The following is a 23807-nucleotide window of genomic DNA, read 5'->3' on the forward strand; positions in this document are numbered from 1 at the left end:
CGTTTGACGCGAGGCAACGATGTTTCTACCGCAGGAATTCATTCGCAGGAAGCGCGACGGGCAGCCGCTCGATCGCGACGGGATGGCCGCGTTCGTGCGCGGCGTGACCGACGGCAGCGTGACCGAGGGCCAGGTGGCCGCGTTCGCGATGGCCGTGTATTTCAACGACCTGAGCACGGACGAGCGCGTCGCGCTGACGCTCGCGCAGCGCGATTCCGGCGACGTGCTCGACTGGCGCGCGCTCGATCTCGGCGGGCCGGTGATCGACAAGCATTCGACGGGCGGCGTCGGCGATGTCGTGTCGCTGATGCTCGGGCCGATGGTGGCCGCGTGCGGCGGCTACGTGCCGATGATCTCGGGGCGCGGGCTCGGCCATACCGGCGGCACGCTCGACAAGCTCAGCGCGATTCCCGGTTACGACGTGATGCCCGAGACGGACGCGTTTCGCCGCACGGTGCGCGAGGTAGGCGTTGCGATCATCGGGCAGACCGCGCGGCTCGCACCCGCCGACAAGCGCATCTATGCGATCCGCGACGTGACGGCGACCGTCGAATCGGTCGCGATGATCACCGCGTCGATCCTGTCGAAGAAACTCGCGGCGGGGCTCGACGGGCTCGTGATGGACGTCAAGGTGGGTTCCGGCGCGTTCATGCCGACGGCGGAGAAATCGGCGGAACTGGCCCGCAGCATCGTCGACGTCGGCAACGGCGCCGGCATGAAGACGACCGCGATCCTCACCGACATGAACCAGTCGCTCGCGCCGTGCGCGGGCAATGCGCTCGAAGTGGCGTGCGCGATCGACTACCTGACGGGCAAGTCGCGTCCCGCGCGTCTGCACGACGTGACGATGGCGCTGTCGGCCGAATTGCTCGTGACCGGCAGGCTTGTGCCCGATGTCGCCCACGCACGCGAGAAGCTGCAGCAGGCGCTCGATTCCGGCGCGGCGGCCGAGCGTTTCGCGCGCATGGTCGTCGCGCTCGGCGGCCCGGCCGACCTGATCGACGCGCCTGCACGGCATCTGGCGCGCGCGGCGGTGATCGTGCCGGTTGCGGCGCCGGCGAGCGGCGTGGTGCAGCGCGTCGATTGCCGCGCGCTCGGGCTGGCGGTGGTCGCGCTCGGCGGCGGCCGCACGCGCGCGGAGGATGCGATCGACGTCAGCGTCGGCCTGACGGCGCTCGCCGAGATCGGGCAGCGCATCGAGGCCGGCGAGCCGCTCGGCTTCGTGCACGCCCGCGACGAAGCTGCCGCGGCTCACGCGGCGGACGCGGTGCGCCGCAGCTACGTGCTCGGGGAGACCGGCGAAGCGCCGCCGACCCTTTACCAGCAGATCGGCTGACCCTGCCCCCGGAGGCCTCACCACGATGGAACGAGACGAACTGATCGAACAGGCGAAGGCGGCGCGCGAGCGCGCGTATGCGCCGTATTCGCGCTTCAAGGTCGGCGCGGCGCTGCTGGCGCGCGACGGCGCGGTTTTCCACGGCTGCAACGTCGAGAACGCGTCGTACGGGCTGTGCAATTGCGCGGAACGCACGGCGATGTTCGCGGCGATCGCCGCCGGCTATCGGCCGGGGGATTTCGCGCGGCTCGCGGTCGTCGGCGACACGGACGGCCCGATCGCGCCGTGCGGCGCGTGTCGTCAGGTGATCATCGAGATCGGCACGCCCGACATCGAGGTGATCCTCGCCAACCTGAAAGGGGCCGTCGAGATCACGACGGCCCGCGCCTTGCTGCCGGGCGCGTTCACGCTGTAACGGCGCGCCGCGGCGAGCCGCATGCGTCACGTCATGCGCTGTCGCGTGCGTCGCGGATCGGGATCACGGTGCGCGCGCCGCACTGGCGCAGCAGGTCGCGCAGCTCGTTGATGACCGGAAACACTTCGTGGTTCCAGTCGGCGCCCTGGCGATCGTGCGCTTCCTGCTCGCGCTCGACGATCCAGCGATCCTCGCGGAAGATGCGCTCGGTGAACCACACGAGCAGCGGCCACGCGAGATCGAGCGCGAACGGGATGCCGGGCTTGTGGATCGACAGCAGCCCGAACGTGCGGTTGGTGCGCTGCTCGGCGTCGAGCGGCACGTAGACGATCCACAGATCCATCACAAGCGTGCCTTCGCTCGAGCGGATCTGCAGCGTCTGGTACGGGTAGCCGGTGCGCACCGTCATCACGCTCTTGTCGGACTGGTCGGCCGGCTTCTTGCTCGCGCCGAACACGAGCGCCTCGCCGACCGGCTGCTTGCCTTCCATCCGCGCGAACGTGTAGTCGACCTCGACCCAGTCGTCGCCGCGGCGGCGGCCCACGGAGCGCGCGCGCATCTGCCCCATCTGCTTGCGATGCAGGAACTGATGGTTCATGTCCATCAGGTTCTCGTGCATGAACGAGTAGTGGCACTTGACCTCGCGGCCGAAGCGGCGCGTCTTGTACGCGGGGTTGTCCGCCGATTCGAGCGCGGGGAACGGCCGTTCGTCGGCGAGCGTGGCATCGCCCGGAAACACGAAGATCAGCCCGTGCGCCTCGCGGCACGGATACGCGCGCACGCCGTTGGGCAGGCGCTCGCGGCCGAGGTAGGGCACGTCGACGCAGCGGCCGCTGTCGCACGCGTAGGTCCAGCCGTGGTAGCAGCAGCGCAGCGTTTCGCCGCTCACGACGCCCGCGTGCAGCGGCACCTGGCGGTGCGCGCAACGATCCTCGAGCGCATACACGGCGCCCGATTCGGTACGCACGAGCACGATCGGATCGCCGGCGAAGCGCACGCCGAGCGTCTTGCCGCGCTTGAGCTCGCGCGACCACGCGAGCGGGTACCAGTGATCCGGGTGAATGGGCACGCGGCGCAGGTCGCGGACGGCCGCGCCGGTGGACGGTTCTTCGAGGGTGTTGCTGTCAGGCAAAGGCACTGCGCGCATGCGTGACGCCTCCTGGCTGGACTGAATGTCGAGCGCCGCAAGAAGCGGCGGGAATCAGGAGAGTCTACGCGAAGTTGCCGGTCGCGGCGGAGGCGATGCGGGTTTGCCCCGGCATCGCATCCGCTGGTTCGTTGATCCGGCGCAAACGGGACGCCGCTGGGGCGTGGTGTCTGCGGCTCTGCTGGGCGGTGGGCGGCAGCCCCGTCATGCAGCGAGCAGACGGTCGCAAGCGGCTCACGAGCGGGCTTCGCGCCACAGCACCGGGTCGGCACGGTACAGCGCCGGGAAGCGCTGTTTCAGCCCGGCGACCTTCGGCAGGTCGTTGAACGCGATATACGGCGCGTCGGGGTGCAGTTCGAGGTAATTCTGATGATAGGCCTCGGCCGGATAGAAGCCCTGGTAGGCTTCGACGCGCGTGACCACGGGCGCCGGAAACACATGCGCGCCGCCGAGCTGCGCGATGTACGCGGTCGCGACCGCGCGTTGCTGCGCGGTGGTCGGGAAGATCGCGGAGCGGTACTGCGAGCCTTCGTCGGGGCCCTGCCGGTTCAGTTCGGTCGGGTCGTGCGCGACCGAGAAGAACACCTGCAGCAGCCGGCCGTACGTGACCTGGGTCGGATCGTAGACGATGCGCACCGATTCCGCGTGCCCCGTCAGCCCCGAGCCGACGAGCGCATAGTGCGCGGTTTCGGACGCGCCGCCCGCGTAGCCTGCGGTCACCTGCTTCACGCCCTTCACGTGCTCGAACACGCCCTGCACGCCCCAGAAGCAGCCGCCGGCGAGCACGGCCGTCTCGTCGTGCGATGCGCCGGGCGTTTCGTCGAGCGTCGGCGCGGGCACGGTACGCATCGGCTCGGCGGAATGGACGATGCGCTGGTAGCCGAATACGGCGGCCGCCGCGACGGCGATCGCGCCGATGCGGCGCAGCACGGCGGCGCGCCGACGGGCGGCGGCATCGCGGGTAGGGATCGGATTCATGTTTTGCTCCTTCGGAATGCATGGGGAAAAGCGGCGCCCGGATGGCGGCGGCGCGCGCGATCAGCCGAAAGTGAATGCGTACGCATCGACACCCGGATCGAGGAACTCGATCGCGAACGTGCGATCGGCGATCGCACCGGGCTGGCGGACGAGCTGGTACAGGCGCTGGCCGGTGACGGTGCCGTAGCCCTGCGCGTCCACGTCGTCGCCATGCGCGACGCCGGGCGCCGCGCCGTCGAGCGTCACGCGAAAGCGCACGGGCCGCCCGCCCGCGCCGGGGCCGAGCACGAGGTGCAGGTCGCGTGCATGGAAGCGGTAGACGATCCGGCCATCCGGGGCGGCGAGCGCCGCGCGCTCGGCGCCGACGTTCCACGTGCCGGCAAGGCCCCAGTCGTTGAGGTCCGGGCGGGCCGGCGCGTCGTAGCGGTGCGCGGCATCGCGCACGACGCCGCCCGCGGACGCAAAGCTTTCCGCGCGTGCATAGCCGACATACGTTTCGGGCGAACGGACGTCCGCGCTGTCGGCCGCCGCGAGCGCACCCTTCGCGGGCGCGCCGGCGAGCCCGAGCGGCACGTTCAGCGCGTCCGGATGGCCGGCTTCGGCGAGCAGCGACTGGATCGCGCGTTCCGACTGCGCGTATTCGCCTTCGCCGAAGTGGTGATGGCGGATCCGCCCTTGCGCGTCGACGAAGTAGTGCGCGGGCCAGTATTCGTTGTTGAACGCGCGCCAGATCGAATAGCCGTTGTCGATCGCGACCGGGTAGTCGATGCCGAGGTCGTGCACGGCCTTCTTCACGTTGCCGATATCGCGCTCGAACGCGAACTCCGGTGCGTGCACGCCGATCACGACGAGCCCGTACGGCGCGTACTTGCGTGCCCAGGCAGTCGTGTACGGCAGCGTGCGCAGGCAGTTGATGCACGAATACGTCCAGAAATCGACCAGCACGACCTTGCCGCGCAGCCCGGCCGCTGTCAGCGGCGGCGAGTTCAGCCACTGCACCGCGCCGTCGAGCGACGGCAGCGTGCCTTCGACCGGCAGCGCGGCCGCGGTGGCGTCGGCCACGCGCATCATCGCGCCGCCGCCGGCCTGGGCGCCATCGGCTGCGGCGGCCATCATCGCGCCGCCCGGCGCGTTGTCGGTGGCGCCGGTCGCGGCCGGGGCCGCCGGCGCACCGTTCGAGCGTCCGCCGAGACGGTCGACGAGCTTCGTTTCGAGCCCGCCCGTGGTGACCGTCGACAGTTGCGCGAGGGCGCCCGTATCGAGGCCGAGCGCGATCGCGCCGACACCGGCCAGGAGCGCCGCGCCGATCCCGCGGCGAATCCATTCGCCGGCGCCGAGCGAGCGCTTCATCGCGGCGAACACCTTGCCGCCGATCACGAGCGCGACGCCGAGCGACGTCGCCGCGCCGGCCGCATACGCGACGAGCAGCAGCGTCGTGCCGACACTCGCGCCACGCAGTGCGGCGCCGGTCAGCACGAGACCGAGGATCGGGCCCGCGCACGGCGCCCACAGCAGGCCCGTCGCGACGCCGAGCAGCAGCGACGACGCCGGGCCGGCCGGGCGGCCGTCGCGTTGCGCGAGCCCGGTGAGCCGGTTGCCGGCGGCGACGAGCGGGCGCGTCAGGTGTTCCGCGAAGCGCGGCATCAGCAGCGTCAGGCCGAACACGGCGAGCAGCACGATCGCGATCCAGCGGCCGGCCTGGTTGGCCTGCGCGACCCAGCCGCCGCCGACGGCGGCGAGCGTCGCGACGACGGCGAACGTGAGCGCCATGCCCGCGAGCAGCGGCAGGCCGGTGCGCACGAACGGCTGGTCGGCGCGCGCGAACACGAACGGCAGCACGGGCAGGATGCACGGGCTCAGGATCGTGAGCACGCCGCCGAGATAGGCAAGGACGATGAGCAGCATGATGCGTTCTCCAGTCGAATGGGCGTGGGGCCGGATCAGGCGGCGGCTGGGTGGAACGCGAGCGCGAGGCCGTTCATGCAGTAGCGCAGGCCGGTCGGCGCGGGGCCGTCGTCGAACACGTGGCCGAGATGGCCGCCGCAGCGGCGGCAGTGCACTTCGGTGCGGACCATCCCGAACGACGCGTCGGCGTCGGTGCCGACCGCGTGGTCGAGCGGTTTCCAGAAGCTCGGCCAGCCCGTATGGCTGTCGAACTTGGTGGCCGACGAGAACAGCGCGAGGTCGCAGCCGGCGCACGCGAACGTGCCGTGCCGGTGCTCGTCGTTCAGCGGGCTGCTGAACGGCCGCTCGGTGCCGGCTTCGCGCAGGACCGTGTATTGGGCGGGCGTGAGCCGGCGATGCCATTCGGCGTCGCTGAGCGTGATCTCGAACGGGGCGCCCTTCGGCGAGCCGGCCGGCGGCGCGGCGAAGGCGCGGGCGACCAGCGCGCGGCGGCCGGCGGACGACAGCGCCGCGAGCGCGGCGAGGCCGGTGGCGCCGGCGAACAGCAGATGTCTGCGGGTGGGCATGACGGGCTCCTGGAAGCAGGTGCTGAAAACATGCGCCCATCGTAGGCGGCGGCCGGTGTCGAAGTCCTCACGGAAAGTTAAATGAATCGTGATGATTGGAATGTTCCGTCGCCGTGCTATGAAATGCCCCTAGCCCACAAAACTGTCCCATTTGTGCACTGCGGGTATCGGCGCGTTCACGTGGTCCTGCGACGGGAAGGCTGGCGAGACAATGCAAGCGCGTCTACAGGTTGTATCGTGCGGAGGGCCTGTCACCGCGGCACAAGCGGCCGGGACGTAACAAATCGGCTCGGCTGCGACAGCCAGGCACATCGTGACCGCAATCAACGAAATCTGGAGCGAGCCGCGGACAATCGCCCGCCGTACAGGGTCAGTAGCGGAACAGCTCGCGTGCTGAATCGACCAGGATGGTGCGCCGCTGCGCCTCGTCGGGCACCCATTGCCGCAACGCGTGCGCCGTCGACGCGTAGTCGACGAGGTGACGATGCTCCGTATGCGGCCAGTCGCTGCCCCAGACCAGACGCTGGGGGCTAAACGCCTCCAGCAGCTGGGCGGCCAGCATCGTGCCCAATGCCATACCGTCGCCGCCCACCCCACCCGCATCGGCATTCGCGTTCGCATCGACGCTCCGATAGGCCGCCGACAGCTTGACCCAGATGCGGCCGCTGTCGGCGCGTCGGAGAAGCGCGCGAAAGCCCGGATCACGCAGGCCGGCCGCCGGATCGGGCCGCCCGAAATGATCCACCACCACGGTACAGCGTTGCGCCAGCAACGCGTCAAGCAGCACCGGCAGGTCGGCCGCGTCGCGATGGATCTCGACATGCCAGCCCAGCGCGTTCAGGCGCGCAAGAAAACGCGGCCAGGGGCCCTGGTTCAGGTTGGGCAGCGGCAGCCCGATCAGGTTCAGACGCGCGCCGACGATGCCGCTGGCGGCGAGCACGGCCAGCTGCGTCTCGTCGATCTCCGGCTCGACCACGGCCACGCCGCGAAAGCGCTGCGGATAACGACGCGCGACAGCGGCCAGCCAGCCGTTGTCGGTACCGAGGAAGCTCGGCTGCACCAGTACGCCTTGAGAGAACCCATGCGTCGACAGATGCGCAACATACGCATCGAGCGTGGCGTCGTAGTCAGGCGCGTGGCGATGGTGTGCGGCCAGCGGCAGGCCGCGCACGAACAGGTGGGCATGGCTGTCGATGCCGGCGGGCGCTGGCGCCGCGGCCGCGAGCCATGCCGCGCCGCCGGGGCTCAGGCCCGACTCGGCCTGCATCGCGCAATCGTCAGGCGTGGTGCTCATGGTGGAGAGAGACGAAGACATCAAGGAAAAGGAAACCGGCAGCGCACTTCAACTTCAAGCAAGGGCTTCAACCTCGCGATCCGCTCGGCGCGCGGCCGTCGTCGTCCCGGGCCGGTTCGCCGACGGCGAGCGGCGCCGCGATCCGGCGGCCGCGCGTCTCGGGCAGCATCAGCGCGGCGATCACCACCAGCCCGTAAGCGATGCCGGCATCGATGCCGAGCGCCGTGCCCAGCGACATCGAGCTGCTCATATGGCCGATCAGCACCGGGAAGCCGGCCGACACGATGCGTCCGAAGTTGTAGCAGAAGCCCACCCCGGTGCCGCGCACCCCCTGCGGATAGAGCTCGTTGAACAGCGCGCCGAGTGTGGCCGGGATGCCGGCCGAGACCAGGCCGAGCGGGAAGCTAAGGACCAGCATGGTGGTGTCGCCGATCGGCAGGAAGGTATAGAGGTTGACCATTACCGCGCAGCCGATGGCGAACACGATCACGTTCAAGCGCCGGCCGATGCGATCCTGCAGCCAGGCACTGACAAAGCAACCGACGATGAAGGCGACGATCACCACGGCCAGATAGCCGCCGGTGCCGAGCACCGATAGGTGGCGCTCGGTCTTCAGGTAGGTGGGCAACCACGTGTTGATCGCGTAGTAGCCGCCGTGTGCGCCTAGTCCGATCAGGCCGCCGACCGCCGTGGTGCGTAGCACCGAAGGCGCGAAGATGCCGGCCGCCGTCGCCAGCGCGCCAGGGCGTTCGCCGTTCGCGTCGACCGACAGCGGCTCGCGCGGCGGCTCGACCACGTTGCGGCGCAGGTAGAGCACCAGCAGTGCCGGCAGCAGGCCGACCGCGAACAGCAGCCGCCAGGCCCAGTCTTGCGACACCAGCGAGAAGATCGCCGTGTAGACCAGCACCGCGCCGCCCCACCCGAAGCCCCAGGCGCTCTGCACGATGCCCATCGCCTTGCCGCGATGCTTCGCGCTGACGATCTCGCTGAGCAGCACCGCCCCGGCCGTCCATTCGCCGCCAAAGCCGATGCCCTGCAGCGCCTTAAGCGCCAGCAACTGGTCGAAGTTCTGCGCGAAGGCGCTCAGGAATGTGAACAGCGAGAACCAGATCACGGTGATCTGCAGCGCGCGCACGCGACCGATGCGATCCGACAGTACACCGGCCAGCAGCCCGCCGAGGGCGCCCGCCACCAGCGTGGCGCCGCCGATCAGGCCGGCCTGCGCCTTGGAGATGCCCCATACCGTCAGCAGCGTCGGGATCACGAGCGAGAATATTTGCGTGTCGGCGGCGTCGATCGCCCAGCCTGCAAAGCAGCCCCATAGGGTTCGTTTCTCGATGGGGGTAATGTCCCGGTACCAGCGCATGATCGTCTCCCTTTGCGCGCAGCTTGGCTGCGGCGCGCCGGCTGATGCGCCGGCGGCGATTGATTGATACATGCATTCTGGCGGGATGAGGCTGGCTCGCATACTATGGAAACGTTGATCTTTCATTGCATTGCGTTATGGAATCCGCCCGTATCCTCAAATACTTCGTGGCCGTAGCCGACGCCGGCAGCGTGACTGGTGCGGCCGACCTGCTCGGCTTGGCGCAACCGGCGCTAAGCCAGGCCATCACGCGGCTCGAGCGCGAACTCGGCGTCAAGCTGTTCTCGCGCACGCGGCGCGGGGCGGCGCTAACCGCAGCCGGCGAGGCGATCATCGACGACATCCGCCTAAGCGTGGCGCGCATTGAGGCCGCCGAGACGCGCGCGCGCGATATCGGCGCGCAGCGCGGCGGGCGGTTCACGATCGGCTTCGTCTCGGCGGCGCTGTTTGAAGTGCTGCCGCGCGCGATCGCGGCGCTACGCGCCGAAGTACCGAACGTGGAGCTGGCGCTGCGCGAGATGAGCAATGCCGAGCAGGCCGCCGCGCTGGAGTCGGGCGAGATCGACATCGGCCTGCTGCATACGCCGGTGGTGGTACGCGGGCGCATGCACGAGAAGCTGATCGCGCGCGAGCGGCTGCACGCGGTGGTGCACGACACGCATGTGCTCGACGCCGACGGCCGGCTCGCGCTGGCCGACCTGGCACGCATCGGTCTGGTGTGGTTCCCACAGGGGCAATTGCCGGTGGTGCGCGCCGGTATCCTCAGCGCGTTCCGCAAGGCCGGCTGCGAGGCCAACATCGTGCAGGACGCGAACCGCTCGCTGACGGTGCTCGCCTGCGTCGCGGCCGGCTGTGGCGCCTCCTTGCTGCCGGCTTCGGTGCAGGCCCTGCACTTCTCGGGCGTGCGCGTCTGCGAGGTGCGCGACGGAGATGCGCTGCCCTTCTTCGAACTGAGTGCGGTCTGGCCCAATCGCTCGCGACCGACGCTGGCCGATCGGTTCGCGGCGGTACTCGATCGCGTTGCCGAAAAGGCGGACGCGGGCGGCAAGGCGCAGCGTGCGCGGCGTCGTGCACGCTGATGTCGATGTCACGCAGGTCGACCGGCCTCGGCTGTGAGTTTGGGCGTTTGATCGGACGTGCCAGCGGGCATCGCTGTAGATCTCCATGATCTATGTAACCGCGCAATAGCGGCGCACCCGTCCCCCCGAAAACAGCGCGAGCGTTGAGAAGTCGGTCATGGGCCTTCTTCCTGGCTGGTTCGGCGCAAAAGGAAGAGCAGCGCAGGAACGCGCGCGATGCGGGCCGACCGCGATCGCGCGTGGTCGATGCGACGCCGCGCTACGCCCGGTCGAGCAGGTCGACGAGCAGCCTGGCCCCGTCGGCCCCCTTCGTGGAATCGGCCCACAGCCGGTCGATCATCTTCCGGTACATCGCGACGGCATCCGCCGACGTGGTGATCGTCGCGATCCCGGTACGAATGTTCGGCAGCTCGCCGAGCCGGAACGGCGATACCGCGATATGCGCGCTGTCGTCGTCCTCGAAGATCTGGAAGGTCTCGTTCGGCAGATTGTCGCTGACGATACCGATACGCACGCCTTTCGCATCGTCCTCGAGCATCCCGACGATGCGCATCACTTCGCGGCGCGCGGCGAGTTTGCGCTCGAGCTGCACGCCCGGCGGCAGCCCGAGGCGGCCGACCAGCCCGTGGTGCAGGAACTGCTCGATCTGGCGCAGCCCGATCAGGCTCGTCACGTTCAGCGGGGCGCGCCGGAACGCGGCTTTCCGGTCCGCGAGGATCGCCATCACTTTCGACAGCGTCTGCCGCCACGCGGCATCGGTCAGCGACGGCGGGATGCTTTCCTCGAGCATCTGGCGCAGCCAGTCTTCGTAATCGTCGGACGTCAGCAGGAACGAGAACGGATCGAAGTGCGCGAAGATCCGCTGCGAGCGGCTCTCGATCTGCCGCATGCGCTCGAAATAACTGATCGCCGAATCGTGATACTCGACCTCGACGCCCATCAGGTTCGCGAGCGACACGCCGAACAGCGCGGCGAGCCGCTCGAGCGTATCGATCTTCACAATCTCGCCACGTTCGAGCTTGTAGACCGCCGCGCGCGAGATGTTCAGGCGCTCGGCGACATCCTCGCTGCGCAACTCGGCAGCCATCCGGTACGCGCGCAAGCGCTCGCCAATGCTGTCGAAGTCGAAGCGCGCGCCGCGCAGACGCGTTTTTCGGGAACCGGCGGTGGACATGAAGTACCTCTAGGTGACGGGTGAAAAATCGACAGACACCGGTTTGCGCGACCGCGCCGCGCCGTCATCCTGCCCGGGGGGCATCGCGAAGATCGATGTTTGTCTATTTTTTTGTATCGGGTATTTTAACGTAGCCGACAACGGATGGTCGCACGCCCGTGGCTTGCGCTCGTCTTGTGCGCGGTCACGGCCAGCGACCGGATCGTGTCCGTGCGCGTGCACGTCGTCTAAATATTTGGACGAACGGCGCGCGCGGACGCCGTCGGCGATAGAGGCATCGCACCTTCCAGACATTCCCACGTGCCGGCCCATTGCGCCGGGAGGAGAAAAGCATGACGTCGCGCACCCCGTGCGCCCGATTTCGGGCAGGATTCCTGATGGCTGGCGCGGCAGGCGCCATTGGCATCGCGCCGCTCGCGCACGCGCAGTCGAGCGTGACGCTGTACGGCGTCGCCGACGCTTTCGTCGGTTCGGTGAAGCAACCCGGCGGGCGCACGGCGCTCGTGCAGTCGGGCGGCGGGATGACGACGTCGTTCTGGGGGCTCGGCGGCAGCGAGGATCTCGGCAACGGCAACAAGGCGTTCTTCGTGCTCGAAAGCTACTTTCAACCGCAAAGCGGCGCGTACGGCCGCTACGCCGGGGACAGCCTGTTTTCGCGCAATGCGTACGCGGGATTGCAGACGCGGTTCGGCCAGCTTCGTCTTGGCCGGATCACGACGCCGCTGTATCTCGCGACGATCCAGTTCAACCCGCTGTTCAATTCGTACACGTTCTCGCCGATGATCTTCCACACGTTCAAGGGCGTGGGCGCCGAGGGCGTGGTCGGCGATTCGGCCTGGAACAACGCGCTCGCCTATACGAGCCCGACGTTCGGCGGATTCAATGCGGGGCTGCTGTATGCACTCGGCAATACGGCCGGCCGGAACGGCGCGAAGAAATGGAGCGTCAACGCGAACTACGCGCGCGGCGCGTTCGCGGCCGCCGTGGTCTTCCAGTACGTGAACTTCAGCGCGACGCCCGGCGATCTCGGCGGCGCGCTCGCCGCGGCGCCGGGCCTGTCGAGCCAGCGCACGGTGCAGGTCGGCGCGTGGTACGACTGGCGTGTCGTGAAGCTGTTCGCGCAGTACATGAACGTCGCGAACCGCGCGCAGCGCGGCAACTTCCACGGCGATACGCTGCAGGCCGGCGTCAGCGTGCCGATCGGCGTGGGTTCGCTGCTGGCGAGCTACGCATATACGCATTCGAGCGGGGCGCTCGCCGACGGCGCGCATCGCAACACCGGCGCGCTCGGCTACGACTATCTGCTGTCGAAGCGCACCGACCTCTATTCGGCGATCAAGGTCGATCACGTCGGCGGGCTGTCGACCGGCATCACGTACGGCGCGGGCCTGCGCACGCGTTTCTGACGCAGGCGTCGCGATGCGAGGCTTCGCGGTTTACCCCGATACATCGGACGCTTGCATTCCGTTTTTGATGCGGGTAGTCTAAATATTTAGACGAGGAGGAAAGCATGAACCTTATGGACGCCACGCAGTGGCTGGCACAGGACGTCGTCGGCTTTTCCGACATTCACCGGTTCGCGACGCGCTGCCGGGACGCGGCGGCGCCGCACGGGCGGGAATCGGCGGCGCTGGTGCTGCTCGCACAGGCGGCCGCGACGTTCGCCGAACGGCAGGAGGGCGTGGCGGTCTGCGCGGAGACGGTGCAGGCATTTCTCGCCGAGCTGCGCGAGCACGCGCGGCGGCTGAGCGATGCGAGCCGCGGCTCGGACGACGCGCTGCTCGCGGCGCTCAACGGCGTCGCCGCGCGGGTGTCGAAGGAACTGGTCGTCTGATGCGCGGCGCCGGCGCGAATCTGCGCGGGCCACGCCCTTAAGTTACGCGATGCCGACGATCGGGTTGCGGTCAGTCTGTCCAAAAAAAACGACAAACGACCGCGAGGCGGACCACCGGCATCGATATTCCCTCCTCACGATACGGACAATCATGGAAGCGAACCTTCGACCCTCGGCGGCCGCGCCCGCCGGCGCACCGCCCGAACGGGTGTCGCGCTACGCGTGGAAAGTGCTGGCCGGCTCGGCCATCGGCTATGCGATGGACGGCTTCGACCTGCTGATCCTCGGCTTCATGCTGCCGGCAATTTCGGCGTCGCTGCAGCTCGGCGCGCAGCAGGCGGGGGCGCTCGTCACGTGGACGCTGGTCGGCGCGGTCGCGGGCGGCGTGATTTTCGGCGCGCTCAGCGATTGCTACGGCCGCGTGCGCGTGCTGACCTGGACGATCCTGCTTTTCGCGGTGTTCACCGGGCTGTGTGCGTTCGCACAGGGCTTCTGGGATCTGCTCGCGTACCGGACCATCGCCGGCATCGGCCTCGGCGGGGAATTCGGCATCGGCATGGCGCTCGCGGCCGAAGCGTGGCCTGCAGCCAAGCGCGCCCGCGTGTCGTCGTACGTGGCGCTCGGCTGGCAGAGCGGCGTGCTCGCGGCGTCGCTGCTGACGCCGCTGCTGCTGCAGAGCGTCGGCTGGCGCGGCATGTTCGCGATCGGCGTGCTGCCCGCGATCGTCGCCTGGGTGCTGCGCAACAAGCTGCACGAGCCGGAAGTGTTCGTCCGGAGCCGGCAGCCGGCGCGCACGGGCGCGCGTTTCCGGCTGCTGTTCGCCGATGCGCGCACGACCCGCACGAGCATCGGCATCGTCGTGCTGTGCGCGGTGCAGAACTTCGGCTACTACGGGATCATGATCTGGATGCCGACGTTCCTGTCGAAGCAGCTCGGCTTCTCGCTGACGAAATCCGGATTGTGGACCGCCGTGACCGTGCTCGGGATGATGGTCGGCGTCTGGCTGTTCGGACACCTGGCCGACCGGATCGGCCGCAAGCCGACGTTCCTGCTGTACCAGCTCGGCGCGGTGGCGATGGTGTTCGCGTATTCGCGGCTGACGGACCCGGCCACGATGCTGTGGGCCGGCGCGCTGATGGGGATGTTCGTGAACGGGATGGTCGGCGGCTACGGCACGCTGATGTCCGAAGCGTACCCGACCGCGGTGCGGGCGACCGCGCAGAACGTGCTGTGGAACGTCGGCCGTGCGATCGGCGGCCTCGGGCCGCTCGTCGTCGGCGCGCTCGCCGCGCGCTATTCGTTTCAGATCGCGATCGCGATGCTGGCCGCGCTGTACGTGCTCGACATGATCGTCACGGTCACGCTGATTCCGGAACTGAAGGACCGCGCGCTCGACTGACGCGCGTGCCTCCCGCCCAACCGTAACGAGGAGAGAACGATGGACGTGATCGACGGGGCGCGCGCCTGCGCGCAGCCGTGGGCGGCCACGGTCGCCGCGCATGCGTGCGACGTGGTCGCGCATCGCGCGGTGAACCGGCGCTATCGCTATCTGCGCGTGCGCGCCGATGCGCCGCTCGCGAGCGTCACGCAGGCCGGCCAGTTCTATCAGCTCGTCTGTCCCGTCAGCGATCTGCACCGGCCATTCCTGCCGCGCCCGATGAGCGTGTACGGCGTCGGCCCCGGCGCCGGCGAGATCGAGTTCCTGTACAACGTGACCGGCGAAGGCACGCGTGCGCTCGCGCAGCTCGACGTCGGCGCGCGGCTGTCGATCGTCGGGCCGCTCGGCCGCCCGTTCACGCTCGACGCCGGTGCGCGACGGCTGCTGCTCGTCGCGCGCGGCGTCGGTCTCGCGACGATGGCGCCGCTCGTGCAGCGCGCGGCGGGGGCGGGCATCGCGCTGACGGTCGTGATGTCGGCGCGCACGCCGGACGACCTGATGACCGCGGAATTCCTGCGCGGCGCGCCGGCCGACGTGCATGCGGTGTTCGACAGCGACGGCTCGTCGGCGGTCGCGAACGTGGACGCGCTGCTGCGCGCGACAATCGCGCGCGACCGGCCGGACGCGGTCTACACGTGCGGCTCGCAACGGCTGCTCGCGCTGCTGCAGCACGTGCTCGCCGACCATCCGTCGATGCGCGGCGAGGTCGCGCTCGAGCAGCGGATGGCATGCGGGATGGGCGTCTGCCTGTCGTGCGTGCGGATGTTCGACGACGGCGCGACCCGCGCATTCCGGCGCGTGTGCCGCGAGGGCCCGGTGTTCGCGATTCGCGACGTGGTGACGGAGGTGGAGGTGGGAGTTGGCTGACCTGAGCGTACGCGTGGGCGAGTTGCGCCTGCGCAATCCCGTGATGCCGGCATCCGGCTGTTTCGCGATCGAGTATCGCGATGCGCTCGACCTGACCGGGCTCGGCGCGCTCGTGATCAAGAGCGTGTCGCCCGCCAGCCGCCCGGGCAACCCGACGCCGCGCGTCGCCGACGCGGGTGACGGCATGCTGAATTCGATCGGCATTCCGAGCCGCGGCATCGACGACTATCTCGAACACGTGTTGCCCGCGTACACGGGCCACGGCACGCCGGTCGTCGCGTCGGTGTCCGCCGATACGGCGGACGCGTTCGCGCGCGCGTGCGAGGCGCTGTCGCGGCCGGACGTCGCGGCGATCGAGGCGAACATCTCGTGCCCGAATCTCGAGGCGGACGGCATGGCGTTCGGAATGGACGCGGGTATGACCCGGCAGGTCGTCGACGCGATTCGCACGCGTACCGGGCATCCGTTGTGGGTGAAGCTGACGCCGAACGCGGGCAACATCGCGAAGATCGCGCAAGCGGCGCAGGCCGCGGGCGCCGATGCGATCGTGATGGGCAACACGGTGCTCGGCATGTCGATCGACGTGCGCACGCGCCGGCCGTCGCTCGGCAACGTGATGGGCGGCCTGTCCGGGCCGTCGATCAAGCCGATCGCGCTGCGGCTCGTCCACCAGTGCTACCGCGCCGTGTCGATTCCGGTGATCGGCTGCGGCGGCATCCGGAGCGCCGCCGACGCCATCGAGTTCCTGCTCGCCGGCGCGAGCGCGGTGCAGGTGGGCACGGCGTCGTTCCGCGATCCGGGCGTGATGCGCACGATCGTCGACGGGCTCGAGCAGTTTTGCGCGGACGAGGGCATCGGCGCGATCGCGTCGCTGACCGGGCAGGTCAGGCTCGACGCGGAGCTGAGCGAGCGCTGGCGGCGCTTTTGCGCGGCGCCGGCGCGCGCGGGCGGCACGACGGCGGGGGCGTGATGAACGCGCATACCGACACGCCGGACGCGCAGGCGGACATCGAAGCGCACGATGCGGCGGCGCTGCCGCTTGCCGAACTGACGGCGCTCGCCGAGCAGTGGTTCGACGAGATCCGCGTGCTGTCGGCCGACGGCGTGGGCGTCACGCGCGAGAGCTACGGCGACAGCGAAACGGCGGCCGCGCAGCGGCTGGCGGCGCACGCCGAACGCGAGGGCATCGCGGTGCGCGCCGATCGCGCGGCCAACCTGGTCTTCAGCCTGCCCGACGCGGACCCGCATGCGCGTGCGATCTGGGTCGGCTCGCATCTCGACTCGGTGCCGCATGGCGGCAACTACGACGGGCTCGCGGGCATCGTCGCGGGGCTGCTGTGCCTCGTCGCGCAACGGCGCAGCGGCTCGGCGTCGCCGCGCCCGTTGAACGTGATCGCGCTGCGCGGCGAAGAAAGCGCCTGGTTCGGCAAGGCCTACATGGGATCGAGCGCGCTGTTCGGCCGGCTGACGCCGGACGATCTCGCGATGAAGCATCGCAGCACCGGCCGGCCGCTGGCCGACTGCATGGTGGCGGCGGGCGTCGACATCGACGCGGTGCGGGCGCGCAAACCGCTGTTCGACGTGCGGGGCGCGCATGCATATCTGGAGCTCCACATCGAGCAGGGGCCCGTGATGGTCGCGCGCGGGCTGCCGGTCGCGGTCGTGTCCGGCATTCGCGGCAACGTGCGGCACAACTCCATCAGTTGCATCGGCGAGGCCGGCCACTCCGGCGCGGTGCCGCGCGACCTGCGGCACGACGCGATCTTCGCGGTCGCCGAGCTGATCACGCGGCTCGACGAGCACTGGCGCCGGCTGCTCGAACGCAACATCGATCTCGTCGTGACGACCGGCATCGTGTCGACCGATCAGGACGAGCATTCGATTTCGCGGATTCCCGGCCAGGTGCATTTCAGCTTCGAGGCGCGCAGCGAGAGCACGGAGACGCTCGACGTCTTCCATGAGCTGCTGATCGCCGAATGCAATTCGATCGCGCGCGAGCGTGGCGTGCGATTCGATTTCGACCGGCGGTTGGCAAGCGCGCCGGCGCGGATGGACGCCACCCTGCGCGCCGCGCTTACCGACGCGTGCACGCGGCTCGACGTGCCGTATGCGACGCTGCCGAGCGGCGCGGGCCACGACGCGGCGCTGTTCGCGAACGCGGGCGTGCCAAGCGGGATGCTGTTCGTGCGCAACGATTACGGGTCGCACAACCCGCGCGAGGCGATGTCGATCGATGATTTCATGCTGGGCGTGCGCGTGCTCGCGGACACGATCGCGCGGCTGTGACCGGCGACACGGGAAACGATGGCGGCCGACGCGCCGGGGATCCGGAGGGCGCGCGGTTCACGCCGACGGAACGGGCGCGCCCGCGCCGCCTTGCGCGCGGTTCACCTGCGCGAGCACGAAGGCATAGACGTCATCGAGCGCCGACACGATGCGCGTGCCGGCCGCGACGCCATCGAACGCGCTCGCGGGCCCGGTGCAGATCAACGGTTTCGCGAAGCGCGTCGCGAGGCGGATCTCCTCGAGCGTGCCCTTGCTCCCCGGCAGCGCGACGACGACGTCGCTCGTCAGCACGTTCACGTAGTTGCGGCTCAATGCGTCGTCCGGCGCGTCCGCTTCCTTGCGCGGCAGTGGCGTGACGATAGGCAGGTCGATGAACGGATTCGGATAGCCGGCGATCGGCACGAAGCCGAACAGCGGGTGCGCTTCGCTCGGCACGATGCCGATCGAGCGGCCGCGGCGCCCCGGCGTCGTCGCGTAGGCGCGCGCGACCGACAGCATCACGCCGCGGCCGGCGCCGGTCAGCAGGTCGAATCCTTGCGCGGCGATCCACGTTCCGAGCGGCGTCGCCCACTCCGGCCATTCGTTCTTGCCCGAGCCCATCACGCCAATGATCGCCATCTTGTCCTCCTGGTTGGCCGACGCGCGGCGCGTCGATCTCGGCGATCGCGCGTACCGGTCGTCTTTTTAATTATACACATCGATCGATTTATGGCGATGCGGCGGCGATGACGGGCTGAAAATTGTGGATTTTCCCGCCTTGCATTTTTCCGTCACTTTATTTAGTCTAAAAAAATAGATTTATCGACGGGCGTATCGCGACTCGATGGTTCGCCGGTACGCAGACGTCTCCGGGGCGATACAGCCCGCTACAACCTGAGAGAGAGGTGTATTCATGCTTGACCACGCCACCAACGAATTGCTGACCCGCGTGGGGCCTGGCACGCCGTGCGGCGAATTGCTGCGTCGCTACTGGCATCCGGTCGGTTATTCGTCGGAGCTGGCCGAAGCCGGCCAGACGAAACGCGTGCGGATTCTCGGCGAGGATCTGGTGCTCGCGCGCACCGGCAACGGCGGCGTGCTGCTCGTGCAGGAGCGTTGCCCGCATCGCGGCGCATCGCTGCTGTACGGCTTCGTCGAGGAAGCCACGATCCGCTGCGCGTATCACGGCTGGCAGTACAACGCGGCCGGCGAATGCGTGGAGCGGCCGTTCGAATCGACGAAGGCGAGCCGCGTGTGCAAGAAGCTGATCGACAGCTATGCGACGCACGAATGCGGCGGGCTGATCTTCGCCTACATGGGGCCGGCGGAGCAGAAGCCCGCGTTTCCGAACTGGGACATCCTCGTGCGCAACGACGGCGTCCGCCATTTCGAGGTGCAGGACGATCTCGCGTGCAACTGGTTCCAGGTGCAGGAAAACGCGGTCGACGTCACGCACACCTTCTATACGCACTCGAAATACTTCGAGCACCTCGGCATGCGCGACGCGTCCGGGTTCGGCAAGCCGTTCAAGCGGTTCGGCTTCCAGCGCTTCGACTGGGGCATCGTGAAGAGCTGGGAATACGAAGGCGAGGGCCGTGGCTGGGGCAACCTGATGGTGTTCCCGAACATGCTGCGGATCATGACCGAGATGCACTGGCGCGTGCCGGTCGACGATACGACGACGCGGATCGTCTGGGTGTCGTTCACGCCGAACGCGGACGGCGCGCGGCCGCCCGCGGACGAGGCGCCGAAGATCGTCCGGCAGCCGGCGCGCACCGACGCGGCGGGCCGCTACCTGATGAACACGTTCATGAGCCAGGATGCGATGGCGGTGGAGACGCAGGGCCCGATCTTCGATCGTTCGCGCGAGAACCTCGGCGCGTCCGATCGCGGCATCGTGATGTTCCGCCAGATGCTGCAGGAGCAGATCGACGCGGTCGCGCGCGGCGAGCGGCCGGTCGCGAACGTGTACGGCGGCGCGCCGGACGTGACCGACCTGCGCGCATGGATGGGCGGTTATCTGCCGATGAGCTGCGCGCCGGACCCGACGTTCCGCCAGCAGCGCGAATTCGGCGACATCTTCGACGAGTCGCACGTCGAATACGAGATCCCGGCGAACTCGCCGGTGATGCGCGCTTGAGCGGCGGTGCGCTCGGCGGGCCGGACCGCGGCGCCGGCATGCTGACGGCCGGCCGCGTCACGGCCGCGCTGCTCGCGGCGGGGCTCGCGAGTGTCGCCGCGCTCGGCGCGCGCGGCGCGCTGTCGGCCGGCGACGCACGCATCGTCGCGATCGTGTTCACCTGCATCGTGCTGTGGGCGACCGGCGCGGTCGCGAGCCTGTGGGTGTCGCTGCTGTTTTTCTTCCTCGCGGCGACCTGCACGACGGTGCCCACCGCCGAGATCTTCTCCGGCTTCGGGTCGAGCGCTTTCTGGCTCGTGTTCAGCGGCGCGGCGATCGGCTTCGCGCTGAAGGAGAGCGGCCTGAGCGAACGGATCGGCATCGCGCTCGCGCGCCGGATCGGCGGCTCGTACCTGAAGGCGTTGCTCGCATTCGCGATCCTGAGCTTCCTGCTGTCGCTCGTGATGCCGTCGACGTTCGGGCGGATCGCGATCCTGATTCCGATCGCGATCGGCTACTGCGACGTCGTGAAGCTCGGCGCGCACGCGAACGGGCGGCGCGGCATCCTGCTGCTCGTGATCGTCGGCTCGTACGAGCTGGCGGCCGCGGTGCTGCCCGCGAACCTGCCGAACGTGATCATGGCGGGGATTCTCGAGCAGTCGCACGGGATGCATCTGCGCTTCTCCGAGTATCTGCTGCTGTTCTTTCCGGCCGGCGTGATCGTGCGCGGCGCGGTGCTGGTGCTCGCGTCCTGGTGGCTGTTCGCGGATACGGTGGGCGAAGTCGAGATACCGGCGGTGCGCGGCGCGCTCGGCCGGCGCGAATGGCACGCGATCGTGCTGCTGGCGATCACGCTCGCGTTCTGGTTCACCGACGCCGTGCATCGCATCGCGCCAGGCTGGGTCGGGCTCGGCTTCGCGCTCGTCTACTTCGGCACGTCGCCGCCCGCGCAGCTCGAGCGCTTCACCGCGACGCTGAAGATGGACCTGCTGTGGTTCATCGCGGCGATCATCGGGCTGACCGCGCTCGTCAACCATCTCGACATGCGCGTGCCGGACACGCTCGCGCTCGACGCGCTGCGCGACAGCCCGATGCTCATGTACTTCGCGCTGACCGCGCTGTCGATCGTCGTCTGCTTCGCGGTCACGTCGAATGCGGAACCGGCGCTATACGTGCCGATCGTGTCGCGACTGCTCGCGCAGGGGCTGCACCTGAAGGCCGGCCTGCTCGCGCAGGTGATGGGCTATGCGACCACGGTCCTGCCGTACCAGTCGCCGCCGATCGTGTTCGGCAACGCGCTCGCGCAGCTGGACCGGCGTGCGGTGCTGCGGTACTGCATCGCGACGGCGCTGCTGGGCGTGGTGTTCGTGATCCCGATCAATGCGTTGTGGTGGCGGCTGATCGGGCTGTTGTGAGTTTTCCTGAATGGTGAATCCAATGATCGAAAACGATCTGCTTGCCGCGCGCGTGATTGCGCGCGAGCGCGTCGCGTGCGACGTGATTTCGCTGCGGCTCGTCAGCGCCGCGCCGAGTCTCTGCCTGCCGGCGTTCGAAGCCGGCGCGCATATCGACCTGCATCTGCGCGACGGGCTCAAGCGCAAGTATTCGCTGTGCAACGATCCGGTCGAGCACGGCGTGTACGAGATCGCGATCAAGCGCGAGCCGGCGTCGAGCGGTGGCTCCGCGTACGTGCACGATGCGATCCGGGTCGGCGACGTGCTGCGGATCGGCGCGCCGCTGAATTACTTCCCGCTCGCGCCGGACGACAGCCCGGCCGTGCTGCTCGCCGCCGGGATCGGCGTGACGCCGCTGCTCGCGATGGCGCATAGCCTGGTGCGCGCGGGCCGGCCGCTCGCGTTCCACTACTTCGTGCGTTCGGCCGACGCGGCCGCGTACGGGGCGACGCTCGCGTCGCGGCTCGCGGACGTCGCGACGGTGCACACGGGGCTGACGCCCGACGCGACCCGCGACGCGATCGCGACGATCGTCGGCGCGATGGAGCCGCGCTCGCATCTGTATTTCTGCGGACCGGCGCCGTTCATGGCGGCCGTCGACACGATCGCGCGGCCGGCGCTCGGCGATGCGCGGCTTCATCACGAGTATTTTTCCGCGCCGGCCGCGGAGCCCGCCGACGTCGAGGCCGACGCGTTCCGGATCGAGCTCGCGCGCTCGCGGCGCGCGTTGCTCGTGCCGCCGGGGCAGTCGATCACCGATGTGCTGTACGAGCACGGCATCGCGGTCGCCACGTCGTGCGAGGCGGGGGTGTGCGGCGCATGCCGGACGACCGTGCTCGAGGGCACGCCCGATCATCGGGACGCGTTCCTGAGTGCGGCGGAAAAGGCCCGCAACGATTGCATGATGCCGTGCGTGTCGCGATGCCGCGGCGAACGGCTGGTGCTGGATCTCTGAGCCGTCACGGGGGGGCCGGGGAAGTGTGTCGGTAGCCACGGATGTGGCGCGTGGGGGCGCGCATGCCGGCGCGCCTTCGATCCTGTCCTGCGCGATGAGGCAGGCCGCAAGGGGCCCGTATGTCGCCGGCTGGCAGGCTCCGTGTCGGCGGCGCGTTTTCGCGGCCCCTGCGTACGTCGGGCAGACCATGTGCACGTCGGTCGCCGAGTCGGCGACCGAGCCGCGTCATCCCGCCTCGTCCGATAGCGCGACGCTCGCTTCGCCTTGACCGCCGCGCTTCGCTGTCGCCCCGTGGCTCCCGCGGGAAGCGATATCGGCCCCGAGCGCATGGAGAATCGATCGACCCTTCTTCGTCAGATACGCGCGTCGGCGGCCGGGCGCGCGATGTTCGAGCATGACGAGCTGTCGTTCGAGCAACGCATCGAGTTCGGCGCGATTCATGTCGAGCTGATCCGGTGCCTGGCACACCAGCATCAGCGTTGCGAATTCGTGCGGGCTCAGCATGGCTGCCCCCCGTCGCGCACGGTACCGCCGCCCTTAGGCGCGGCCCAGAAAAACGAAATAGGGTGCAGCGCCCACCCACGCGCGGCGACCCGACGGCGCGGCAGCTTCGGTCGGCCGATCGCGGCCGGTCGGGCCGCGCCGCGCAACGCGAACGGCTTGCGGGCAGCACGTACCCGAGCGCCGATCGGCGCCGCGCGGCCCGTACCGTTGCGCGCCATCCGCAGGCCGGCCGGCAGACCCTTGAAGGCGCGGGCGGCGCGTCGTGGTCGGCGGCCGACCTCCGGCAGCCGATCGAAGACAAGGAAAGGATCGTTCATGATTCGCTCCCGATTGGGCCTCGCACGGGGACGAACCGGACCACGCGCTCCAGTTCGTCGATCCACGAGAGGCCTCGTTGACAAACAAATCGAAACACGCAGCGCATAAGCCGCGGCTGCTTGAGCGATACCCAAAATAGGATGGGAAGCGCGGATTTCAAGCACCGCTCCGCGACGGTTCGCATGTCCCGGTGCGGCGGCCGGCGACGCCTTCTTGCCGCGCGTCGCGGGGCGTCGCGAGACAACCGACGATCATCAAAAAGGCGCGTCCTTGATGAAACATTTTGTTACAAACAGGCTTTTTTCGGCCTCTTGAAGCACGCGTCCCGCGCCACTATTTCGCTTTTCGCCAATCGACGGCACGCCGGCGCATCGCAGCTTTTGCGCGTGCGGGCGCCAGCGGATTCCCTTTTCCAGGTGATCTCATCGCTCAGGAGATGAAAATGCAGATTCGTCCCCTCTACGACCGGGTTATCGTCAAGCGAATCGAACAGCAGCGGACGACGGCCTCCGGCATCGTGATTCCCGATTCGGCCGCCGAACGGCCCGAGCAGGGTGAAGTGATTGCGGTCGGCAGCGGCCGGCTACTCCAGGACGGCTCGCAGCGTCCGCTGCAGCTCCAGGTCGGCGACCAGGTTCTCTTCGGCAAATATGCAGGCCAGACCGTGAAGGTGAACGGCGAGGAACTGCTCGTCATGCGCGAAGAGGACGTCATGGGCGTACTCGAACCCGAATCGCCGGCCGCCAGGAAAGCGGCCTGAATGCCGATTCGACCGCGTCGCACGGGCGGCTGC

23 protein-coding genes and 1 pseudogene are annotated in these 23807 nt (G+C 69.0%); 14 read left to right on the plus strand and 10 right to left on the minus strand.

Annotated elements, in window-relative coordinates; translation table 11 throughout:
• Positions 1-19: 19 nt before the first annotated feature.
• Together deoA and CFB89_RS29215 are read left to right on the plus strand one after the other, a co-directional pair.
• Positions 20-1336 (plus strand): thymidine phosphorylase, encoded by a 1317-nt coding sequence (deoA, locus tag CFB89_RS29210; protein ID WP_089470996.1) that lies wholly within the window; start codon positions 20-22, stop codon positions 1334-1336.
• Positions 1337-1361: 25 nt separating this feature from the next.
• A complete protein-coding gene (locus CFB89_RS29215; protein ID WP_089470997.1) occupies positions 1362-1751 on the plus strand; it encodes a cytidine deaminase in 390 nt (129 codons plus the stop codon).
• Positions 1752-1782: 31 nt separating this feature from the next.
• Here the strand turns inward: CFB89_RS29215 and CFB89_RS29220 are convergent, their stop codons facing one another.
• From CFB89_RS29220 to msrB, 4 genes are all read right to left on the minus strand, one after another.
• Positions 1783-2898 carry an aromatic ring-hydroxylating dioxygenase subunit alpha gene (locus CFB89_RS29220; protein WP_089470998.1) on the minus strand — a complete coding sequence of 372 codons (1116 nt, stop codon included), beginning with the start codon at positions 2896-2898 and terminating at the stop codon, positions 1783-1785.
• Positions 2899-3132: 234 nt separating this feature from the next.
• Positions 3133-3876, minus strand: coding sequence for a peptide-methionine (S)-S-oxide reductase MsrA (gene msrA, locus CFB89_RS29225; RefSeq protein WP_089470999.1), 744 nt, complete (start codon positions 3874-3876; stop codon positions 3133-3135).
• A gap of 60 nt (positions 3877-3936) precedes the next feature.
• Complete coding sequence (locus CFB89_RS29230) at positions 3937-5781, minus strand: cytochrome c biogenesis protein DipZ (protein WP_089471000.1); 1845 nt, start codon at positions 5779-5781, stop codon at positions 3937-3939.
• A gap of 35 nt (positions 5782-5816) precedes the next feature.
• A complete protein-coding gene (gene msrB / locus CFB89_RS29235) occupies positions 5817-6347 on the minus strand; it encodes a peptide-methionine (R)-S-oxide reductase MsrB (RefSeq protein ID WP_089471001.1) in 531 nt (176 codons plus the stop codon).
• A gap of 147 nt (positions 6348-6494) precedes the next feature.
• On the opposite strand from msrB, the pseudogene CFB89_RS29240 reads away from it, so the two are divergent.
• Positions 6495-6687, plus strand: a pseudogene (locus CFB89_RS29240) (IS3 family transposase); the annotation flags it as partial.
• 30 nt (positions 6688-6717) lie between these two features.
• On the opposite strand, the gene CFB89_RS29245 reads toward CFB89_RS29240, so the two are convergent.
• Together CFB89_RS29245 and CFB89_RS29250 are read right to left on the minus strand one after the other, a co-directional pair.
• Positions 6718-7614, minus strand: coding sequence for an amidohydrolase (locus CFB89_RS29245; protein ID WP_256979797.1), 897 nt, complete (start codon positions 7612-7614; stop codon positions 6718-6720).
• A 94-nt stretch (positions 7615-7708) separates the two neighbouring features.
• Entirely contained in the window at positions 7709-9007 is a 1299-nt protein-coding gene (locus CFB89_RS29250) for an MFS transporter (RefSeq protein WP_089471665.1), read from the minus strand.
• 137 nt (positions 9008-9144) lie between these two features.
• Between CFB89_RS29250 and CFB89_RS29255 the strand changes: the two genes are divergently transcribed.
• A complete protein-coding gene (locus tag CFB89_RS29255; RefSeq protein WP_089471003.1) occupies positions 9145-10086 on the plus strand; it encodes a LysR family transcriptional regulator in 942 nt (313 codons plus the stop codon).
• A 259-nt stretch (positions 10087-10345) separates the two neighbouring features.
• Here CFB89_RS29255 and CFB89_RS29260 read toward each other — a convergent pair whose 3' ends face one another.
• Complete coding sequence (locus CFB89_RS29260; RefSeq protein ID WP_089471004.1) at positions 10346-11260, minus strand: helix-turn-helix domain-containing protein; 915 nt, start codon at positions 11258-11260, stop codon at positions 10346-10348.
• 332 nt (positions 11261-11592) lie between these two features.
• On the opposite strand from CFB89_RS29260, the gene CFB89_RS29265 reads away from it, so the two are divergent.
• From CFB89_RS29265 to CFB89_RS29290, 6 genes are all read left to right on the plus strand, one after another.
• Positions 11593-12666, plus strand: coding sequence for a porin (locus tag CFB89_RS29265; protein ID WP_089471005.1), 1074 nt, complete (start codon positions 11593-11595; stop codon positions 12664-12666).
• 104 nt (positions 12667-12770) lie between these two features.
• Entirely contained in the window at positions 12771-13094 is a 324-nt protein-coding gene (locus CFB89_RS29270; RefSeq protein ID WP_089471006.1) for a hypothetical protein, read from the plus strand.
• Between the two features lie 151 nt (positions 13095-13245).
• Positions 13246-14493: an MFS transporter gene (locus CFB89_RS29275; RefSeq protein WP_089471007.1), complete on the plus strand. Its 1248-nt coding sequence runs from the start codon at positions 13246-13248 to the stop codon at positions 14491-14493.
• Between the two features lie 39 nt (positions 14494-14532).
• Positions 14533-15399, plus strand: a complete 867-nt coding sequence (locus CFB89_RS29280; RefSeq protein WP_089471008.1) for a dihydroorotate dehydrogenase electron transfer subunit — start codon at positions 14533-14535, stop codon at positions 15397-15399.
• Positions 15392-16369, plus strand: a complete 978-nt coding sequence (locus CFB89_RS29285) for a dihydroorotate dehydrogenase (protein ID WP_089471009.1) — start codon at positions 15392-15394, stop codon at positions 16367-16369. Before CFB89_RS29280 ends, CFB89_RS29285 begins: the two co-directional genes overlap by 8 nt.
• Positions 16369-17685: a hydantoinase/carbamoylase family amidase gene (locus CFB89_RS29290; protein WP_089471666.1), complete on the plus strand. Its 1317-nt coding sequence runs from the start codon at positions 16369-16371 to the stop codon at positions 17683-17685. The genes CFB89_RS29285 and CFB89_RS29290 overlap by 1 nt, the downstream gene beginning before the upstream one ends.
• A gap of 57 nt (positions 17686-17742) precedes the next feature.
• On the opposite strand, the gene CFB89_RS29295 is transcribed toward CFB89_RS29290, so the two are convergent.
• Positions 17743-18303, minus strand: coding sequence for a DNA-binding protein (locus CFB89_RS29295; RefSeq protein ID WP_089471010.1), 561 nt, complete (start codon positions 18301-18303; stop codon positions 17743-17745).
• A 274-nt stretch (positions 18304-18577) separates the two neighbouring features.
• Here CFB89_RS29295 and CFB89_RS29300 point away from each other — a divergent pair, with 274 nt between their 5' ends.
• From CFB89_RS29300 to CFB89_RS29310, 3 genes are read left to right on the plus strand one after another with little or no spacing between them, the layout of a single operon-like run.
• Positions 18578-19804 carry an aromatic ring-hydroxylating dioxygenase subunit alpha gene (locus CFB89_RS29300; RefSeq protein ID WP_089471011.1) on the plus strand — a complete coding sequence of 409 codons (1227 nt, stop codon included), beginning with the start codon at positions 18578-18580 and terminating at the stop codon, positions 19802-19804.
• Complete coding sequence (locus CFB89_RS29305) at positions 19801-21198, plus strand: SLC13 family permease (protein WP_089471012.1); 1398 nt, start codon at positions 19801-19803, stop codon at positions 21196-21198. The genes CFB89_RS29300 and CFB89_RS29305 overlap by 4 nt, the downstream gene beginning before the upstream one ends.
• Before the next feature lie 22 nt (positions 21199-21220).
• Positions 21221-22192 (plus strand): PDR/VanB family oxidoreductase, encoded by a 972-nt coding sequence (locus CFB89_RS29310; protein WP_089471013.1) that lies wholly within the window; start codon positions 21221-21223, stop codon positions 22190-22192.
• A gap of 225 nt (positions 22193-22417) precedes the next feature.
• Here the strand turns inward: CFB89_RS29310 and CFB89_RS29315 are convergent, their stop codons facing one another.
• Both CFB89_RS29315 and CFB89_RS29320 read right to left on the minus strand, forming a co-directional pair.
• The gene (locus CFB89_RS29315; RefSeq protein WP_089471014.1) at positions 22418-22696 is read right to left on the minus strand and encodes a hypothetical protein; all 279 of its coding nucleotides are present in this window, start codon (positions 22694-22696) and stop codon (positions 22418-22420) included.
• Positions 22690-23013, minus strand: a complete 324-nt coding sequence (locus CFB89_RS29320; protein WP_089471015.1) for a hypothetical protein — start codon at positions 23011-23013, stop codon at positions 22690-22692. Before CFB89_RS29320 ends, CFB89_RS29315 begins: the two co-directional genes overlap by 7 nt.
• 443 nt (positions 23014-23456) lie before the next feature.
• Here CFB89_RS29320 and groES point away from each other — a divergent pair, with 443 nt between their 5' ends.
• On the plus strand, positions 23457-23774 hold the full coding sequence (gene groES / locus CFB89_RS29325; RefSeq protein ID WP_006482399.1) for a co-chaperone GroES: 318 nt from the start codon (positions 23457-23459) through the stop codon (positions 23772-23774).
• The last annotated feature ends 33 nt before the right edge of the window (positions 23775-23807 follow it).

The sequence above is a fragment of the Burkholderia sp. AU16741 genome, from assembly GCF_002223345.1.
Classification (GTDB): domain Bacteria; phylum Pseudomonadota; class Gammaproteobacteria; order Burkholderiales; family Burkholderiaceae; genus Burkholderia; species Burkholderia sola.

Bases quoted from the DNA above. Each gene is read 5' to 3' on its own strand.
- groES (WP_006482399.1), top strand. From the start codon at position 23,457: ATGCAGATTCGTCCCCTCTACGACCGGGTTATCGTCAAGCGAATCGAA.
- CFB89_RS29230 (WP_089471000.1), bottom strand. From the start codon at position 5,781: ATGCTGCTCATCGTCCTTGCCTATCTCGGCGGCGTGCTCACGATCCTG.
- CFB89_RS29300 (WP_089471011.1), top strand. From the start codon at position 18,578: ATGCTTGACCACGCCACCAACGAATTGCTGACCCGCGTGGGGCCTGGC.
- CFB89_RS29245 (WP_256979797.1), bottom strand. From the start codon at position 7,614: ATGCAGGCCGAGTCGGGCCTGAGCCCCGGCGGCGCGGCATGGCTCGCG.
- CFB89_RS29315 (WP_089471014.1), bottom strand. From the start codon at position 22,696: ATGCTGAGCCCGCACGAATTCGCAACGCTGATGCTGGTGTGCCAGGCA.
- CFB89_RS29215 (WP_089470997.1), top strand. From the start codon at position 1,362: ATGGAACGAGACGAACTGATCGAACAGGCGAAGGCGGCGCGCGAGCGC.
- CFB89_RS29255 (WP_089471003.1), top strand. From the start codon at position 9,145: ATGGAATCCGCCCGTATCCTCAAATACTTCGTGGCCGTAGCCGACGCC.
- CFB89_RS29290 (WP_089471666.1), top strand. From the start codon at position 16,369: ATGAACGCGCATACCGACACGCCGGACGCGCAGGCGGACATCGAAGCG.
- CFB89_RS29270 (WP_089471006.1), top strand. From the start codon at position 12,771: ATGAACCTTATGGACGCCACGCAGTGGCTGGCACAGGACGTCGTCGGC.
- CFB89_RS29220 (WP_089470998.1), bottom strand. From the start codon at position 2,898: ATGCGCGCAGTGCCTTTGCCTGACAGCAACACCCTCGAAGAACCGTCC.
- deoA (WP_089470996.1), top strand. From the start codon at position 20: ATGTTTCTACCGCAGGAATTCATTCGCAGGAAGCGCGACGGGCAGCCG.
- CFB89_RS29250 (WP_089471665.1), bottom strand. From the start codon at position 9,007: ATGCGCTGGTACCGGGACATTACCCCCATCGAGAAACGAACCCTATGG.
- CFB89_RS29320 (WP_089471015.1), bottom strand. From the start codon at position 23,013: ATGAACGATCCTTTCCTTGTCTTCGATCGGCTGCCGGAGGTCGGCCGC.
- CFB89_RS29310 (WP_089471013.1), top strand. From the start codon at position 21,221: ATGATCGAAAACGATCTGCTTGCCGCGCGCGTGATTGCGCGCGAGCGC.
- msrA (WP_089470999.1), bottom strand. From the start codon at position 3,876: ATGAATCCGATCCCTACCCGCGATGCCGCCGCCCGTCGGCGCGCCGCC.
- CFB89_RS29280 (WP_089471008.1), top strand. From the start codon at position 14,533: ATGGACGTGATCGACGGGGCGCGCGCCTGCGCGCAGCCGTGGGCGGCC.
- CFB89_RS29295 (WP_089471010.1), bottom strand. From the start codon at position 18,303: ATGGCGATCATTGGCGTGATGGGCTCGGGCAAGAACGAATGGCCGGAG.
- CFB89_RS29265 (WP_089471005.1), top strand. From the start codon at position 11,593: ATGACGTCGCGCACCCCGTGCGCCCGATTTCGGGCAGGATTCCTGATG.
- msrB (WP_089471001.1), bottom strand. From the start codon at position 6,347: ATGCCCACCCGCAGACATCTGCTGTTCGCCGGCGCCACCGGCCTCGCC.
- CFB89_RS29260 (WP_089471004.1), bottom strand. From the start codon at position 11,260: ATGTCCACCGCCGGTTCCCGAAAAACGCGTCTGCGCGGCGCGCGCTTC.
- CFB89_RS29275 (WP_089471007.1), top strand. From the start codon at position 13,246: ATGGAAGCGAACCTTCGACCCTCGGCGGCCGCGCCCGCCGGCGCACCG.